The organism is Comamonas sp. SY3 (assembly GCF_041730275.1).
In the GTDB taxonomy this organism is placed as follows: Bacteria; Pseudomonadota; Gammaproteobacteria; order Burkholderiales; family Burkholderiaceae_C; genus Comamonas; species Comamonas sediminis.
This window is the reverse complement of the sequence record NZ_JBGTYN010000009.1, coordinates 1-16,388: the sequence shown is the minus strand read 5'-3', so window position 1 is coordinate 16,388 and position 16,388 is coordinate 1. Positions and strand designations below refer to the sequence as shown.

The 16,388-nt window shown below is 61.5% G+C and carries 14 protein-coding genes; 3 read left to right on the top strand and 11 right to left on the bottom strand.

From position 1 onward, the window contains the following. Positions 1 to 7: 7 nt before the first annotated feature. The 3 genes from ACCQ08_RS13310 (at position 8) to xth (ending at position 3,105) form a co-directional block, all read left to right on the top strand. Positions 8 to 1,132 (top strand): SLC13 family permease, encoded by a 1,125-nt coding sequence (locus ACCQ08_RS13310; RefSeq protein WP_373450051.1) that lies wholly within the window; start codon positions 8 to 10, stop codon positions 1,130 to 1,132. A 161-nt stretch (positions 1,133 to 1,293) separates the two neighbouring features. Next, the gene (locus ACCQ08_RS13305; protein WP_373450050.1) at positions 1,294 to 2,118 is read left to right on the top strand and encodes an META domain-containing protein; all 825 of its coding nucleotides are present in this window, start codon (positions 1,294 to 1,296) and stop codon (positions 2,116 to 2,118) included. Positions 2,119 to 2,328: 210 nt separating this feature from the next. Beyond that, positions 2,329 to 3,105: an exodeoxyribonuclease III gene (xth, locus tag ACCQ08_RS13300; protein WP_373450049.1), complete on the top strand. Its 777-nt coding sequence runs from the start codon at positions 2,329 to 2,331 to the stop codon at positions 3,103 to 3,105. Between the two features lie 78 nt (positions 3,106 to 3,183). Here xth and ACCQ08_RS13295 read toward each other — a convergent pair whose 3' ends face one another. From ACCQ08_RS13295 to ACCQ08_RS13245, 11 genes are all read right to left on the bottom strand, one after another. Further along, the gene (locus tag ACCQ08_RS13295; RefSeq protein WP_239812384.1) at positions 3,184 to 4,515 is read right to left on the bottom strand and encodes a dicarboxylate/amino acid:cation symporter; all 1,332 of its coding nucleotides are present in this window, start codon (positions 4,513 to 4,515) and stop codon (positions 3,184 to 3,186) included. 403 nt (positions 4,516 to 4,918) lie between these two features. Continuing rightward, complete coding sequence (locus tag ACCQ08_RS13290) at positions 4,919 to 5,845, bottom strand: hypothetical protein (protein ID WP_239812385.1); 927 nt, start codon at positions 5,843 to 5,845, stop codon at positions 4,919 to 4,921. Positions 5,846 to 5,977: 132 nt separating this feature from the next. After that, the gene (ntrC, locus tag ACCQ08_RS13285) at positions 5,978 to 7,546 is read right to left on the bottom strand and encodes a nitrogen regulation protein NR(I) (RefSeq protein ID WP_373450048.1); all 1,569 of its coding nucleotides are present in this window, start codon (positions 7,544 to 7,546) and stop codon (positions 5,978 to 5,980) included. Between the two features lie 68 nt (positions 7,547 to 7,614). Beyond that, positions 7,615 to 8,688 (bottom strand): nitrogen regulation protein NR(II), encoded by a 1,074-nt coding sequence (glnL, locus tag ACCQ08_RS13280; RefSeq protein WP_312409377.1) that lies wholly within the window; start codon positions 8,686 to 8,688, stop codon positions 7,615 to 7,617. A 30-nt stretch (positions 8,689 to 8,718) separates the two neighbouring features. Beyond that, positions 8,719 to 9,246 (bottom strand): hypothetical protein, encoded by a 528-nt coding sequence (locus ACCQ08_RS13275; RefSeq protein ID WP_239812387.1) that lies wholly within the window; start codon positions 9,244 to 9,246, stop codon positions 8,719 to 8,721. Between the two features lie 422 nt (positions 9,247 to 9,668). Next, positions 9,669 to 11,084 carry a type I glutamate--ammonia ligase gene (gene glnA / locus ACCQ08_RS13270; RefSeq protein WP_116927832.1) on the bottom strand — a complete coding sequence of 472 codons (1,416 nt, stop codon included), beginning with the start codon at positions 11,082 to 11,084 and terminating at the stop codon, positions 9,669 to 9,671. A 386-nt stretch (positions 11,085 to 11,470) separates the two neighbouring features. Then, complete coding sequence (locus ACCQ08_RS13265; protein ID WP_373450047.1) at positions 11,471 to 12,379, bottom strand: EI24 domain-containing protein; 909 nt, start codon at positions 12,377 to 12,379, stop codon at positions 11,471 to 11,473. An 85-nt stretch (positions 12,380 to 12,464) separates the two neighbouring features. After that, positions 12,465 to 13,484 carry a sterol desaturase family protein gene (locus ACCQ08_RS13260; RefSeq protein WP_312409380.1) on the bottom strand — a complete coding sequence of 340 codons (1,020 nt, stop codon included), beginning with the start codon at positions 13,482 to 13,484 and terminating at the stop codon, positions 12,465 to 12,467. 64 nt (positions 13,485 to 13,548) lie between these two features. Next, a complete protein-coding gene (locus ACCQ08_RS13255) occupies positions 13,549 to 14,385 on the bottom strand; it encodes a polysaccharide deacetylase family protein (protein ID WP_373450046.1) in 837 nt (278 codons plus the stop codon). Positions 14,386 to 14,423: 38 nt separating this feature from the next. Next, the gene (locus ACCQ08_RS13250) at positions 14,424 to 15,359 is read right to left on the bottom strand and encodes a YncE family protein (protein ID WP_239812717.1); all 936 of its coding nucleotides are present in this window, start codon (positions 15,357 to 15,359) and stop codon (positions 14,424 to 14,426) included. Positions 15,360 to 15,523: 164 nt separating this feature from the next. Beyond that, entirely contained in the window at positions 15,524 to 16,264 is a 741-nt protein-coding gene (locus tag ACCQ08_RS13245) for a 16S rRNA pseudouridine(516) synthase (protein WP_313334546.1), read from the bottom strand. Positions 16,265 to 16,388: the final 124 nt, after the last annotated feature.

Sequence of the window (16,388 nt, the reverse complement as noted above, 5' to 3'; positions counted from 1 at the left end):
GACCGCTATGACGACCTCCTCTCCCTCTTCTGACTCGCCGCAAGACGCCCCCAGCGGCAATATGCTGCTCTGGATTTTGTTGGCCCTGGCGATAGGTTTCGCCGCCTGGCAGCCGCGCAGCCCGCAGGCGACCATGGCGCTGGTCGATTGGCAAACCATTGGTGCGTTGGCGGGCCTGTTGGCGATCACCCAGGCCGTCGAGCGCAGCGGCATGCTGCAAGCCACCGCGCAGCGGCTGCTGACACGGGTATCGACCTTGCGCGGCCTGGCGCTGCTGCTCACCGCAACGGCTGCCCTGCTCTCGGCCTTGGTGACCAACGATGTCAGCCTTTTCCTGCTGGTGCCGCTGACGGCGGTGCTGGCGGCCCAGGCCCATTTGCCATTGGCGCGGCTGGTGGTGCTGCAGGCATTGGCGGTGAATGCCGGCTCTGCCCTCACCCCCATCGGCAACCCGCAAAACCTCTACCTCTGGCACCGCTCGGGCGAGAGCTTTCTGGGCTTTATGGCGATGATGGGCCCGACCGTGGCCATCATGCTGGCCTGGGTCTTTGTGGCAGTGTGGTGGCTGGTGCCACGCACGGCCATCACGCTCAAGCCAGCGGCAGCACCCACCGCTGTGCAGCCCCGTTTGCTGACCATGGCGGTGTTGCTGTTTGTGGCCTTTGTCATTGCGCTGGAGCGCCACTGGACCTTAGCCGGCCTGGGCCTGGTGTTTGGCGTGTTTGCACTGGCAGCACCGCGGGTGCTGCGCGGCGTGGACTGGGCCTTGCTGGCCACCATTGCGCTGATGTTTGTGGTGCTGCGCCAGGTGGCAGACTTGCCCGCCATGCAAACGCTGCTGCTGCAGTGGCCGATTGCCGAGGGCTGGCGCGCCTACCTGGCCGCCATTGTGGCCTCACAAGTCATCAGCAATGTGCCAGCCACCATCTTGCTGGACGGCACCGTACGCGACCTGCCCGCCCTGGCCGCTGGCGTCAGCGTCGGCGGCTTTGGCTGCGTGCTGGGCTCGCTGGCCAACCTGATCGCGCTGCGCCTGGCCCGGCTGCCCAATGGTTTGTGGGAGTTTCATCGCATCAGCATTCCGTTTTTGCTAGTGTGCGCGGCCTCGGCGGCGTTGCTGCGTTTGGGGTGAGGTCGCAGCACGTCATATCAAAAGCTTCTTCCTATCAACGATTGGCAACGACAAGCTGAACAGGAAAAAGCGAGCTGGCCACCGGCCTAGGGTATTGCCAGATCTGAGAGACTGAGCGCGCCCCAAATCAATGAGATAGGAATGAAATGACAATGAGGCACTTGCATCTACTGATCTCTTGTTTGGTTTTTCTTGGACTTCCCCCAGCTGAGAGCCGCGATCTGCGCCCCAAACCATCTGCAGCAGCCCAATCTCAAACTGCAGTACTTGCGGGCTATTTCTGGGACATGGATGCTGCTTTTGACAAATCAGGCGCTGCACAGCCTTTTTGGTTCTCGAAGGATTTGCCGCCCGTGCGCTTAACTTTCAGCCCAAATGGACATGCATTTGCAGAAAATGCTTGCAACAGTTTGAACTGGAAATTCAAAGTTAGTGGGACCGAGACGATCGCTTTTACCCCGACCGCAGCAACTCTCATTGGTTGCAATGAAGAGCTCACCCAACGGCAAAACCTTGTAGGCATGGGTATTCCACAAACTCACAGATATACGCTGAAAGCAACATCCGCCACCGAACCGGAACGCCTGACGTTGTACTTGGCTGACGGCAGCCGCTGGGAGTTCAAGCCCACTCCGACACCAGAGACCCGATATGGCGGACCAGGCAAGCAAATCGAACTTGAGATCGCCATGGACACCGTGCCCTGCGGGCCCGGCTCTACACAGCAATGCCTCAATGCTCGGCAGGTCCGATGGGAGAGGAACACTAGCAAGGTCTGCCTGAGTGACTGGGAGGTTCTGAAATTGGGCATTGAGGGCTATCAACCCACCCCAGGGCGGCACGAGATTATTTGGGTCAAGGCCTATCCCCTCAACCGGGTCTCCAGCAAAACATCCGGATCTGCCTATGTTTTTCTAGGTGTGCATGTATCCGTGATACCGAGCCTGAAGAAACTTCCAGACTGCTCGCCGTCTGCAACCAAATGACCCTGGCAATGCTGCAACTGCTCAAAATCGGCGAAAGAGCCAGCGAATCCGCCGCAGCCCCCATCGAGAAGCATCCGACCGCCAGCATGCAGCAAAATGGAGCCTATCGAGAATACCGATGGTGCAAAGGACCAGTAGCGGGGATGGTAGCCAAAGCTTTCTGCACCCCCAACGCTCCTGCACATCATTGATTAATAGAAAGATATTGTTATGCGCATAGCCACCTGGAACATCAACTCCCTCTCCGTCCGTCTGCCGCAGGTGCTGGAATGGCTGGCCGCCAACCCCGTCGATGTGCTGGGCCTGCAGGAACTCAAGCTCACCGACGACAAATTTCCGCATGAGGCTTTGGCGGAGGCTGGCTACCAGGCGGTGGCGTTTGGCCAGAAGACCTATAACGGCGTGGCCCTGCTCAGCCGGGGCGAGCTCAAGGATGTGGTGCGCGCCAACCCGCAGTTTGCCGATGAGCAGTCGCGCATCATTGCCGGCACGGTGGCCAGCCCGGCTGGTGATATCCGCGTGATCAACTGCTATTTCGTCAACGGCCAGGAGCCGGGCTCGGACAAGTTTGCCTACAAGCTGCGTTGGCTCACAGGACTGGAAGCCTATGTGAAGGCCGAGATGGCCTTGCACCCGCGCCTGGTGCTGGTGGGCGACTTCAACGTCGCGCCGGAAGACCGCGACAGCTATGACCCCGATGGTCTGCGCGATACCATCCACCACACCAAGGAAGAGCGCGATGCCTTCCAGGGACTGTTGGCGCTGGGTCTGACCGACGCCTACCGCCTGTTCGAGCAGCCCGAGAAAAGCTACAGCTGGTGGGACTACCGCATGCTGGGCTTTCAGAAGAACCGGGGCCTGCGCATTGACCATATCCTGGTGAGCGAAGCACTCAAGGGCTCGGTGAGCGCCTGCACGATCGACCGCGCACCGCGCAAGAACAAGCAGCCCAGCGACCATGCACCGGTGGTGGTGACCTTGGGCTGATCCGGTCTTCAACCCATGCAAAAAACGGGCCGCAGCCCGTTTTTTTGTGTTTGTCCTACGCTGAGCGCAGCATCCAGATCAAGCCTTGCTGTCGGTCTCCGGCAGCGCATGCATCGCCAGCGCAGCCTCGGCATCGAGCTTGCGGCTCAGCGCTTCGGCGTCTTCTTCAGACAGCAGTTCGCCCTCCCACTTCGCAACCACGGCAGAGGCCAGCGAGTTGCCGACGGCATTGGTCGCAGAGCGGCCCATGTCCAGGAAGGTGTCGATGCCCAGGATCAGCAGCAGGCCGGCTTCAGGGATGTTGAAGTGGCTCAAGGTGGCAGCAATCACCACCAGCGAGGCGCGCGGCACGCCGGCAATGCCTTTGGAGGTGAGCATCAGCACCAGCAGCATGGTGATCTGCGTGCCCAAGGACAGCTCGATGCCATAAGCCTGTGCGATGAACAAGGTCGCAAAGGTGCAGTACATCATCGAGCCATCGAGGTTGAAGGAGTAGCCCATGGGCATGACAAAGCTCGAGATCTTGCGCTTGACGCCAAAGCGGTCGAGCGCGTCGAGGATCTTGGGATAGGCGGCCTCGGAGCTGGCGGTGGCAAAGGAGACCATGAAGGCTTCCTTGATCAAGGTCAGCAGCTTGAACACGCGCTTGCCCAGGAAGGCCATACCTGCCAGCACCAGCAGCGACCACAGGATGAACAGGCCCAGGTAGAACTCACCCATGAACACGGCGAACTTCAGCAGAATGCCCAGGCCATTGATGGCCACGGTCGAAGCCATGGCCGACAGCACTGCCAGTGGCGCGAGCTTCATCACATAGCCGGTGATCTTGAGCATCACATGCGAGAGCTCATCGATGGCGGCCAGCAAGGTCTTGGCCTTGTCGCCCAGCGCAGCCATGGCCACGCCGAAGAACATCGAGAACACGACAATCTGCAGAATCTCGTTGTTTGCCATGGCTTCGGCAAACGATTTGGGCACCGTGTGGTTGATGAACTCGCGCAACGTGAACTTGCCGGTGGCGAGGTTGGTGGCCGCGCTCACGTCCGGCAGCGGCAGGCCGAGGTTGGCGCCGGGCTGCAGCACATTGGCCAGCACCATGCCCAACAGCAGCGACACCAAGGATGCGGTGAGGAACCACATCATCGCCTTGAAAAACACCCGGCCCACCGATGCGGCATCGCCCATGTGCGCAATGCCCACGACCAGGGTCGAGAACACCAGCGGCCCGATCAGCATCTTGATCAGCCGCAGGAACACATCGGAGACGATGGAGATGTAGCCAGCAATATCCTTGGCGGCGGCTGCATCACCGGCGCTTGCGTTGACTGCGTAGCCCAGCGCAATGCCAGCCAGCATCGCCGCCAAAATCCACAGCGCGGACGAAGAGCCCTTTTTGCCCGTGAGAGCCATAACCAATACCTTTGATGTGTGTGATTTATGGTGCTGTCCAGGGCGCTGCGGGCCTCTTGTGGGGCACACCAGCACGGGGGCCATGCTGGAGGGAGTGCGCCATAACCAGCCCGGGCAGGCTGGCTGCCGGGTGAAGGTGGTAAATCCGCTGCACAAGGAAAGAGCGATGAGGCTGCCTTGGACGGCAGGATTGCAGGTTCTGCGGGCCCGATTGTAGCCGCAAGTTTTTGCGGCTGAGCGCGCCCAACCCGAGAAAGTGGGCGCCTACATGGAGTTTTTTTCCCAATTCACGGGAATTTTGCGCGGTTACCCAGCCACTTTCAGTGGGCCGCAGGCGGGTGCGTTGCCGACCTTCTCCACTCTGGATTGACGCTTTGTACGAGCCTATCCAGAGACAACCTTGCTAGCGGGCGCGTGCGTCCTGCATGTGCTGCAGCTCATCGGTATAGCGGCGCAGCTGCTGCGCCTGCGCTTGCAGCAGCGGACGCACTTCCAGTGGCAAGGCCGATTCCAGCACGCGCTGGTAGCGCTCGGCCACCAGCACCAGGCACAGATTGCATTCGGCGATCAGGTCACGGTCGCTGTGAAGGTTGGCCCGCTGCTTGAATTCGGTCCAGCGGCGGTGCATACGGCCTGCCGCGCTGAGCCCGGGCCGCTCCACCAGCGGGCTGGGCTCGGCCAGTTGCAACTGCACATCCTGCAGCTGCCAGTCCATCGCACGGAAGTGCTCGGCCAGCGCATACAAGTGGCTGCGCAACGCAATGGCTCGCGCTTGCTCGCTGCCTGCTACCAGACACTCCTCACAATCAGCCAGGCCTTGCTGCAGCACGCGTACCGCATGCTGCACCTCCGCGCCAGACAACTGCTCGCCCTCCAGACCGCTGATCGCATGCTCATAGGCGGCGCGGGCGATGGCGCTCGCCTCGGGCCAATCCATGGGGTTGCTGCCGCGCACGTGCTGCCACTGCACTTCGAGCTGGTTGACCAACGCGTCAAAGCCTGAAGGGTTGCGCTGTGCTGCATACCAGCCCAGTGCCAGCGCCGGGCGGTAGGCCTCGAAGGGCTGACCCGCCACATAAAAATCCATGCTCTGGTAGTGGCTGCGCCAGTAGCTGTCTTCCCGCGCCGGATTGCCCCACAAGGCCTTGGCCTTGGGTGGCAGGCCACCGGCCATTGCGCCGTGCAGTGCATCGCCCGCCAGATGGGCCATGCCACTGGCGGTGGACGCTGCCAGCCGCAAGGTATTGAACAGCGCCGAGCGCTGGCGGCCAATGCGTTCAGGCGAATTGCGGTACGCCTGGGCCGAAAACACCGAAGTCATCTTTTGCATGGAGAGCACTACCGGGCAGACAGGGAATCACCCATTGTGGCACGGTTCAAACCGCAGCCATGGCAGGTGTCTGTAAGCCAAACCGCCGCCTGGGGAGGCGGCGGTTTAACGGGGGGTCCCAGGTGCCCTGCCTCAATCGTCACTGGCCGACAGCCCCAGCTCCTGGATCTTGCGGGTGATGGTGTTGCGGCCAATGCCCAGACGCTGGGCTGCCTCCATGCGCCGGCCATGGGTTGCAGCCAGCGCGCTTTTGATCAGCTGCGATTCGAAGCGGCGGCTGAGCACATCCCAGACCTCGGTGCTGCCGGACTGCAGCAGCGCATCGGCCTCGCGCGCCAGATCGCCCTCCCAATCACCGGCCGCAGCTGCGCCGTGGATGGCACCGCTCGCGCTGCCGTGGACGGGCATGGACAGGGCTGCGGGCTGGGCAGGCGGCTCAACGGCGGCGGGCCGGTAGCTGTATTCCTGCGCGGGGGCCTGCACCGCAGGTGCCAGGCCAGGCATGCCCGCAGGGGCCAGCGCCGCCGCCGGTGTGGCCTGCAGCACTTCCGGCGGCAGATCCTGTGCGGAGACCCACTGTGCGGGCGCCATCACGGTGATCCAGTGGCAGATGTTCTCCAGCTGCCGCACATTGCCCGGAAAGGCGAACTGGGCCAGCTGGGTCAGTGCAGCTTCGGACAGCTGCTTGGGCTCTACCCCCAGTTGCTTGGCGCTGGCCGCCAGAAAGTGGCGCGCCAGCATTGGAATGTCCTCCTTGCGCTCACGCAGAGGCGGCAGGCGCAAGCGGATGACATTGAGGCGGTGGAACAAGTCTTCGCGGAACACGCCCTTGTGCACCCGGTCCTCCAGATTCTGGTGGGTCGCGGCAATCACGCGCACGTGGGACTTGACGGGCACATGGCCCCCCACGCGGTAGAAATGCCCATCAGACAGCACGCGCAGCAGGCGGGTCTGCAGGTCAAACGGCATGTCACCGATTTCATCAAGGAACAGGGTGCCGCCCTCGGCCTGCTCAAAGCGGCCTCGGCGCTGGGTCTGGGCGCCAGTGAAGGCCCCACGCTCATGGCCAAACAGCTCGCTCTCGAGCAAATCCTTGGGGATGGCGGCCGTGTTGATGGCCACAAACGGGCCGCCCGCCACCGGCGAATGCTTGTGCAGCGCGCGTGCGACCAGCTCCTTGCCCGAGCCCGATTCGCCGGTCACCATGACCGTGACATTGCTTTGCGACAGCCGGCCGATGGCACGAAACACATCCTGCATCGCCGGGGCCTGGCCCAGCATTTCACCATTGCCGGCGGACTGCGACAGCTCAGGCGCCTGGCTCTCGCTTTGCTGCACGGCACGCTTGATCAGCTCCACCGCCTTGGGCAGGTCAAAGGGCTTGGGCAGGTATTCAAATGCGCCGCGCTGGAAGGCCGAGACGGCGCTGTCCAGATCCGAGTAGGCGGTCATGATGATGACCGGCAGCTGCGGGTGGTCCTCATGCACTTGTTCCAGCAGTTGCAGGCCATTGCCGCCTGGCATGCGGATGTCGCTGACCAACACCGACGGGGCCAGTGCCTGGTCGCTCACGCTTTCAAAAGCTTCCAGTACTTCCTTGGGATGCACAAAGCTGCGCGTGGGCAGCTGCTCGCGGGCGAGTGCCTTTTCCAGTACGAATCGGATCGACGGGTCATCATCCACTATCCAGATTGGTTTCATTGTCGCTATCACCCTACCCTTACAGTTCTACATACCGTGGTCCTGCAGCAAGGGATGCGATCTGCACCCTAGTCTGTCAACGGCAGCATGATGCGGAAATCCGTGCGCCCAGGCTCGCTCTCGCATTCAATAAGGCCTTCGTGCCGCTGCACAAAGGTCTGCGCCAAAGGCAAACCCAGGCCCGTGCCGCCATCACGTCCGGTCACCAAGGGGTAGAAGATCCGCTCCTTGATGTCCGGCTCGATGCCAGGACCGTTGTCAATGACATGCAATTCCAGTGCCAACTTGTGCCGCTTGCGGCCCAGGGTCAACTGCCGGGCAATGCGTGTACGCAAGGTGATGCGTGCATTGTCCTGCGCCATCTGCGGCACCAGCACCTGTGCTGCATTCTGCACAATGTTCAGCAATGCCTGAATCAACTGCTCCCGATCACCCCGGATTTCGGGCAGCGAGGTGTCGTAATCACGCTCAATGCGCAGGCCTTGCGGGTACTCCAGCAACACCAACTGGCAGACGCGCTCGCAGACCTCGTGGATGTTGACATCGCCGACCGTGTGCGGATGGCGGTGTGGCGCAAGCAAACGGTCGACCAGCGCCTGCAGGCGGTCGGCCTCATGGATGATGACGTCGGTGTATTCCTTGAGCTGGGCATCGGGCAGCTCCAGCTCCAGCAGCTGGGCAGCACCGCGTATGCCACCTAGCGGGTTCTTTATCTCATGGGCGAGGTTGCGTATCAGCTCCTTGTTGGCCAACGCCTGCTCGCGCACGCGCTCCTCGCGGTCCTGGCGCACCTGCTGCTCCAGCGGCCACAGCTCCACCAGAATGCTCTCCTCCTCTTCCCACCACGAGAGGTTGGCATGCACCGGAAAGGAGTCCTGCAAGCTGCGCCGCAACTGCGCCTCGAAGCGCAGCGACGAGAAGCGCTGCGCCCGCGCATCGACCAGGGCCTTGTGGACCAGTTCGTCATCCTGAAAAAAACCGCCGAAGTAATGCCCCAGGATGCTTTTGCGCGAGACGCCCAGCGCGTTCTCCAGGGCTGCATTGACCCGTTCAGCGGCGCCGTCGAGACGAATCACGGCGACCAGGGTGGCGATATGTTCCAGCGCCTGCCATTCACGATCGATGGCACGGAGGTCAGACATGGGGTGTGCCCAGAAAGGTAGAAGCCCTGATTATGGGGCCGGCAAGCGCTGGAGCTCGCGCTGAATGCCAGCGATATCGCTGTCGTTGCGCGCGATTTCCTGTTTCAGATCTTCCACGCGCTTGGTGTAGAAGGCGGGGTTGCGCATCTCCAAGGCGTTTTTCTCAGGCTCGCCATTGTTGTACTCGCGCGCCAACGCGGTCTTCTTGTCCTGGGCTTTTTTCAGCTCGGTCTCCAGGATGAGGCGGGCGTCGGAATCGCGGGCGCGGCCCTCGGCCGTGGTAGAGCGTGGCGCGGGTGTGGCGGCAGCGGGTGCACGCGCCGGGCGTGGCGCAGCGGCCGGGGCATTTGGTGCGGGTGCCGGGCTGGCAGCGGGCGTGTGCGGGCGTGTGCCTTGCACGACGGTGACGTTGGCGCCTTCCACCACGGCACAGCCTTTTTGCCGTGCCTTGGCCACATCGTTGGTGTATTCATTGCCACAGCGGTAAATGCGATCCTGCGCCACCGCGCCTTGCGCACATGCCACTGCCACCATCAAAAACAACAACTTTGTATGCATAACCCCGTTTCGCCCGTTCGCCCCGCCTTGCCATTTCCGTGAGAGCCCTCAAGGAGCCTCTGCAAAACTCCCTGCCATGGTCTGAACGCGGACTCGGGCGATCCGCTGCGTTGTCTTCCTTGTCAATAGCTGGCTATTGACTGCAAAAGACGCCTTGCGTCTCATCCCGGTCCGCGTCCATCCCATTGGGCGAGGGTTTTGCAGACGATCCTGAGCGGCTTTGCACGATGACCCCTCTGCAACCCGCAGTGTAGCTACAAAGGAGGTCGATCACGCCGAACAGTTCCTGCTGTTACAGATTCGCCGCAAGCCGCCAATGCCAGCGCGGTGGGCACCCGATAAAAAAACGACCTGCCACCTTGGAAGGTTGACAGGTCGCTTTGTCCAGACTGACCAGGCCAAAAAGCCTGGCGGGAACGGCTTTACAGCGAGTAGTACATATCGTATTCGACAGGGTGCACCGCTTGGCGGAAGCGGGTCACTTCGCCCATCTTCAGCTCAATGTAGGCATCCAGCATGCTGTCGCTGAACACACCGCCCTTGGTCAGGAAGGCGCGGTCGGCATCCAGTGCTTCCAGGGCCTGGTCCAGACTGTGGCACACGGTGGGGACCAGCTTGTCTTCTTCCGGAGGCAGATGGTACAGGTCCTTGGTGGCAGCTTCGCCTGGATGGATCTTGTTTTCCACGCCATCCAGACCGGCCATCAGCAACGCTGCGAAGCCCAGGTAGGGGTTCATCAGTGGATCGGGGAAACGTGCTTCCACGCGGCGGCCCTTGGGGTTGCTCACGTAAGGAATACGGATCGATGCCGAGCGGTTTTTGGCCGAGTAAGCCAGCTTCACAGGCGCCTCGAAACCAGGAACCAGGCGCTTGTAGCTGTTGGTGCCAGGGTTGGTGATGGCGTTCAGTGCACGGGCGTGCTTGATGATGCCGCCGATGTAGTACAGCGCGAAATCGGACAGACCGGCATAGCCGTCACCGGCGAACAGGTTCTTGCCGTCTTTCCACACGGACTGGTGCACGTGCATGCCCGAGCCGTTGTCGCCCGAATAGGGCTTGGGCATGAAGGTTGCGGTCTTGCCGTAGGTGTCCGCCACGTTCCAGATCACGTACTTCTGCACCTGGGTCCAGTCTGCACGCTCCACCAGCGTGGAGAAGCGGGTGCCCAGTTCGTTCTGGCCAGCGCCGGCCACTTCGTGGTGGAACACTTCGACGGGGATGCCCAGCGACTCGAGCAGCAGGGACATTTCAGCGCGCATGTCCTGGGTGCTGTCCACGGGAGGCACGGGGAAGTAGCCACCCTTGACGCGTGGACGGTGACCACGGTTGCCATTGTCGAACTTGGCGCCGCTGTTCCAGGGTGCTTCGTATTCTTCGATGTCGAAGAACGGGTTGTTGGGTTCGGTGCTCCAACGCACGCCGTCGAAGATGAAGAATTCTGGCTCTGGACCGAAATAGGCGGTATCGCCCAGGCCCGATGCCTTCAGGTAGGCTTCAGCGCGCTTGGCCACCGAACGTGGATCGCGGTCATAGGCCTTGCCGTCACCGGGCTCGATCACGTCGCACTGCAGGAACATCGTGGTTTCGTCAAAGAACGGGTCGATGTTGGCCGTGTTGGGATCGGGCATCAGCAGCATGTCGGAGGCTTCAATACCCTTCCAGCCAGCGATGGAGGAGCCATCAAACGCGTGGCCCGAGGTGAACTTGTCTTCGTCAAAGTGCGAGATAGGCACCGTGACGTGCTGTTCCTTGCCACGGGTGTCGGTGAAACGCAGATCAACGAACTTGACCTCGTTCTCGTCCAACATGCTCATCACATCTGCAACGCTCTTGGCCATCTAATGCTCCAAAGAAAATCGTGAATAAAAAGGGCTGTGCCAAGACTAAAGCAGTTTACGTGCCAGTTTTGTGACATGCCCATGCCGACCGGAAAAAGCGGGCTTGGCGAATGCCCCTGCATCCGTACTGTGCCCAAAGCCAGACTGTACCGCGCTTTTGGCCTACCCCCAGAGGGGCGCTGAGGATTTTGCAGCCGGCGGCCCAGATCCGTGCAGCGCGAGGGGTAGGATGCGGCAACGGCACCAAAATGGTGCAAAGCAGGGGTGGCGTAACTTGAGAAGCGTTAGCGCACCAAAATGGGTATTAGCGCACTGCATTGGTGCACTGCCTGCAGGAATATAGGCTGTGAGCCTGCCGATCTCCGCGCCCTGCCCCGCCCAGACCCCTAAATCGCATCTCCGGAGTCTGGCACTCGCACACCATCGGTTTTGCCGCGCAGCGCGGGCTCCGTCACCGGCAGCTGTGCGCCGGGATCTCCATTGGCAATCCGCAGCTGCTGCAGCGCAGCCAGGCAGAAATGGATGAACCACAGCGAGGAAAACGCAAAGGTGATCGCATAGATCCATACGGCGATCGGAATCAGCACCACAAAGCCAATCGTGAAGACCATGCCCGAGGCCCAGACGATGCTGGGCGCGATGCCGATATAGCCGGAGATGATGCCCATCAGCAGCAGCGGCCAGCGGTGGCGCTGCAGAAGGGTGTCGCGTTCGGCCTTGCTGGCATGGTCAGCCAGCGCATCCACACTCATCACGCGGTAGGTGAGCCAGCCCCAGATGACGGGAGGCACAATCAGCACCAAAGGGGGGATCAGCCACAGCGGCATCGTCACGACAAAGGCCACGACGGCCACTGCCGAGGTGCTCAGGGCCCAGAGCACACTGGTCACCAGGCCCATGCCTTTTTTCTTCTCCAAAAGAGGGAAGCGCTGCTCGGTCACCATATTGACCAGCGCGGGCGTCATCAGCAGTGCAATCACCAGCAGCGCAACCACCGCTGCCACGGGCGTGATCAGGATCAGCACCACAAAGGGCGCGATGCCCGCTGCAAAACCCTCGGTGCCGCTGCTGCCAAACCAGCTGAACACCGTGCGCAGCCAGCCAATGGTCTCCACCCAGTGCTGCATGGTTGCGACCGCGCCCGACCAGAAGAAATAGCTCCAGCCCCCCAGAGCCACCAACATCACCACCAGCGGCAAAATGGACAGCAGCATCACACGCGGACGGAAGCAATAGGCGGCAGCGCGCCAGAAAGCATCAAACATCAGGCTGGAGCCGGCAGACGCTGAGGGCATGGGGTGAACTCCTTGTAGGTTTCAGCGGCACCGCAGGACAGGGAATCGCCCTCTGCGGCAGCGGATGGCAGGCATGGACTTCGCTTCAGGCACGGCCCAGCAACCGCAACAGACCACGCCACTGCTGGCTCCAAAAACCGCGCCCGTAATCGCGCAACTGCCCGTGGCGGTTGGGCTGCACCTGGTCACGGATACCGGTGGGGTCATAGCGTAGCTCAAAGTTGGCGGTGCCAAAAAGCATATCCCACCATGGCAGCAGTACACCAAAATTACAGCCCCCCAATCGCGTACGGGGCACGGCCTCTCCGGCCTGGACGGCGGGGCTGGGCGCCGCAGAAGACGTGGGTGACTCGTGGCCAATGCCGATGGCATGGTGGCGGCGGTGAAAGCGCGGGCTGATCCACAGGCGCTCGCCCAGGCGGCCAAACCACAGGCGCAGATTGGCGTGCTGCAGGCTTTCGCTCAATTGGGTGATGGCGACAATCGCGACGAACTGGCTGGGCGCCACACCGATCAAGACGGCGACGAACACCAAAATACTGTCATGCACCAGGTCATCGAGCAGGTGGTTGCGGTTGTCGCTCCACATCGTCATCTGCCGCTGGGAATGGTGCAAGGCATGCAGCCGCCACCACCAGACAAACTGGTGCTGGCCCCGGTGGATCCAGTACGCGACGAAGTCGAACACCACCAGGTAGATCAGCAGGCTTACCCAGCCCAGGTCCGTGACACCAGGCCAGAGTGCATCCAGATGCCAGGTCTCAAAACCACGCACGCGCAGCGCGCCCACCACCATGTCCCACAGCGGATCGATGGTGAAGAACAAGGCCAGACGGAACAGACCCAGGCGATGGATAAAGGTGTAGAGCATGTCCACACGGATCGCATGCCGGTCGGTCACCGCCTCGACGGGCCGCCAGCGCTGCAGCGGCGCGATGACCAGGACCATGATGACGATCTGCAGGCAACCGACCAAGAACCAGCCCGCTGCCGTGTAGCCATCTTCCAGGTAGCTGGCAAGGCCCAGGTTGAACAGCAGCGGCTGCAGCAGCTGCTCGAACAGCCACTGCTGCGCGTTATCAAAAAGCGTGCTGAGAAATTCCATGGCAAACCATTAGTGCGAATCGGGCTTCCAGCGCTGCAGCCAGTGTGCGCTACCGCGCGCGCTTTCAGCCACCATGCTGACGAATCCAATCCTTGTATTGCGGATGCTCACGCAAGGTGGCAAAACAAAATCCCTTGGCCTGCAGACCTTCGATCAGCGGCTGCAGTACGGCCGGCGCCCAAGGGTCCTTGCGGTCCCAGATGCCCAGGTGGGCCAGCAGGATATCGCCGGGGCGGATGTCGCGGAGCGCCTTGTTCAGCAGCTGCTGGTTGGGGTATTGGTCGCTGGGCAGTTCATCACCCAGAAAGCCCGCCGGCGACCAACCCACATGCGCATAGCCGCAGCCCTTGGCGGCGGCTATCAGGCTGGGTGAGGTCTTGCCACCCGGCGCGCGAAACAGCGGCAAGGGCTTGACGCCGGTGATCTTGGTCAGACGGTCCTCGGATTGTTGAATCTGCGCGCAGTACTGCGCGGCCGTCCATTCAAAGCGTTGCCCGGCCTGCGGGCCTTGTGACGGCTGCACTTTGAACCGGGGCGCAGCGCCTGCCGGCACTTTGACATCGCCACGCCAGTAGGTGTGGTCCCAGGTGTGGGAGGCAAAGGCATGGCCTTCTGCGGCGCGCGCACGCCACCAGGGCGCCCAGTGGTCACCCAGGCTGCCATCGCCCTCCTTGGTGCGTTCATTGGCCGCAAAGAAGGTGACCTTGACCTGCGTCTTGTGCAGAACCTCGGCGATCTGGTTGGCTACCCCCATGTGGCCAGTGTCCAAGGTCAGATAGACGGGCTTGCTGCAACGCGCTCCCGCAGCGACCGCTGCAACGGGCGCTGAAGCAGCAGGCTGGGCAAAGGCAACGGCGCTGCCCAAATGGGCGGCCAGAAGCCAGAAAAATGTGCTGCGCATAGCGTGGCTATTCCCTCTGCGGCTGACTCAACGATGCACTAGCGCGGTGCGTGGTCCAGCACCCAGATGCCGTGCGGCGATTTGCCTACCTTGACCTGGTTGACCACCTTGCGCTCAACCGTGTCGATCACACTCATCTTGCCTGCCCAGCGCGAACTGAGGTAGATATAGCGGCCGTCCGGGCTCACATCCATGCAATCGGGACCGCTGGGTCCAGGGTAGCGGTCGACCACCTTCTGGCTCACCATGTCGAGCTTGCTGATGGTATTGGCCACCCGGTTGCTGACGAAAAGATGGCGGCCATCGCCGGTCGCGCGGAAGGCGTGCGCACCCTTGTCGGTCTTGATCGTATTGACCAGCCGGGGCTCGGCGCCACTGACGTCGAACACCTGAACGCCGTCACTGCCGGTGAGCGCAATGAACACGAATTTATCGTCCGGGCTCCCATACAGATCGGCCGGCATCTGCCCCGTCTTGGTGCGCCACTTGAGGGTCTGTGTGGCTATGTCGATCGCCACCAGCTCGTCGCTGTCCTGCATCGTCGAGTAGATCGTTGTGCTCTTGCTGTCAATCCACAGGTGGCTCGGGGTTTTGCCTGTCGCTATGCGCTTGGCCAGCTTGGGTTCCTGCCCATCCCAACGGTAGATGTCGATATGGTTGAGACGATTGGCGGCGGTAACGAACCACTTCATGTCCGGCGAAAAACGCAGGTGGTAGGGATCGGAAATACCCTGGATCACGCGCTGCACCTCCGCTGTCTTGGGATCGACAAAGGTCAGCGAATCGCCGGTGGCATTGGCCACGATCACTGACTTGCTGTCCGGCGTTAGGTACAGGTGATGCGGCTCTTTGCCGGTGGGAATGCGCTTGACCTCTTTCCAGGTCGCCGGATCGATGACGCTGATGCTGGCATCGAGGGAATTGAGCACAAGGATCGGGTTGGCAGCATGCACCGCAGTGGCTGCAAGGGCCATCACCGCGACCAGAGAACGGACAAAAACGAGGGGCTTCACAAGCGATTCCTACTAGTAACGCAGCGAGTGTAGCTGCCTGCGATAAATGGCAGCACCGCTTGGGGGCGATTGGCGATGTAAATAATCGTTGAACTTGCGCCAAAGCCACACAAGGTCAAAAACCGTCAGGGCTTGAGCAGTGCCAGCTCTTCGGCAGTGAGCCAGCGCCACTGACCCGGCTTGAGCTCGTCCGTCAGCACCAGACCGCCAATCTGGGCCCGGTGCAGCCCTTCCACACGGTTGCCCACCGCAGCCAACATGCGTTTGACCTGGTGGTACTTGCCTTCGGTCAGGGTCAGATCCAAGGTATTGTCGCCCGTCTTCACGCAGGCAGCAGCCTTCACGGGCTTGGGGTCGTCATCCAGCACCACGCCTGCCAACAGACGCTCGACCTGCTGCTCGGTCACCGCATGCTTGGCCGTCACCTGGTAGCGCTTGGGAACATGCTTTTTGGGCGAGCTCATGCGATGGATAAACTGGCCATCATCGCTGAGCAGCAGCATGCCGGTGGTGTCCTGGTCCAACCGACCCACCGCCTGCAGACCCTGAATGGCATTCTTGTTGGGCCTGGTGCGCAATGGCACCGGCAGCAGGCTGTAGATACTGGGGTAGGCCGATGGCTTTTGCGAGCATTCGGTACCCGCAGGCTTGTTCAGCAGTACATAGCCAAGTGCATGGTATTCCCACTCCACACCCTGAACCTTGAAGCGCAGGCCATCCGGATCCACCTCGGCGGTCGAGTCGGTGACGGACAGCCATTCATTCGCCTGCGCATCCCACAACTGCACCCAGCCTTGCTGCACCAAGCCGGAGCACACGCGGCGTACACCAAAACCCTGCGAATACAACATATCCTGCAACTGCATCACAACCTCTACAAGCGAGCTGCAGACCGCTGCTGCAGCGAGATAAAAAGAAAAACCCCTCTACTCGGTAGAGCAGAGGGGTTGATCAGTATAAAAGCCTGACGATGACCTACTTTCACACGGG

Coding starts and splice junctions, on each gene's coding strand:
- ACCQ08_RS13310 (WP_373450051.1), top strand. CDS start 8: ATGACGACCTCCTCTCCCTCTTCTGACTCGCCGCAAGACGCCCCCAGC.
- xth (WP_373450049.1), top strand. CDS start 2,329: ATGCGCATAGCCACCTGGAACATCAACTCCCTCTCCGTCCGTCTGCCG.
- ACCQ08_RS13295 (WP_239812384.1), bottom strand. CDS start 4,515: ATGGCTCTCACGGGCAAAAAGGGCTCTTCGTCCGCGCTGTGGATTTTG.
- ACCQ08_RS13290 (WP_239812385.1), bottom strand. CDS start 5,845: ATGCAAAAGATGACTTCGGTGTTTTCGGCCCAGGCGTACCGCAATTCG.
- ntrC (WP_373450048.1), bottom strand. CDS start 7,546: ATGAAACCAATCTGGATAGTGGATGATGACCCGTCGATCCGATTCGTA.
- glnL (WP_312409377.1), bottom strand. CDS start 8,688: ATGTCTGACCTCCGTGCCATCGATCGTGAATGGCAGGCGCTGGAACAT.
- ACCQ08_RS13275 (WP_239812387.1), bottom strand. CDS start 9,246: ATGCATACAAAGTTGTTGTTTTTGATGGTGGCAGTGGCATGTGCGCAA.
- glnA (WP_116927832.1), bottom strand. CDS start 11,084: ATGGCCAAGAGCGTTGCAGATGTGATGAGCATGTTGGACGAGAACGAG.
- ACCQ08_RS13265 (WP_373450047.1), bottom strand. CDS start 12,379: ATGCCCTCAGCGTCTGCCGGCTCCAGCCTGATGTTTGATGCTTTCTGG.
- ACCQ08_RS13260 (WP_312409380.1), bottom strand. CDS start 13,484: ATGGAATTTCTCAGCACGCTTTTTGATAACGCGCAGCAGTGGCTGTTC.
- ACCQ08_RS13255 (WP_373450046.1), bottom strand. CDS start 14,385: ATGCGCAGCACATTTTTCTGGCTTCTGGCCGCCCATTTGGGCAGCGCC.
- ACCQ08_RS13250 (WP_239812717.1), bottom strand. CDS start 15,359: ATGGCCCTTGCAGCCACTGCGGTGCATGCTGCCAACCCGATCCTTGTG.
- ACCQ08_RS13245 (WP_313334546.1), bottom strand. CDS start 16,264: ATGCAGTTGCAGGATATGTTGTATTCGCAGGGTTTTGGTGTACGCCGC.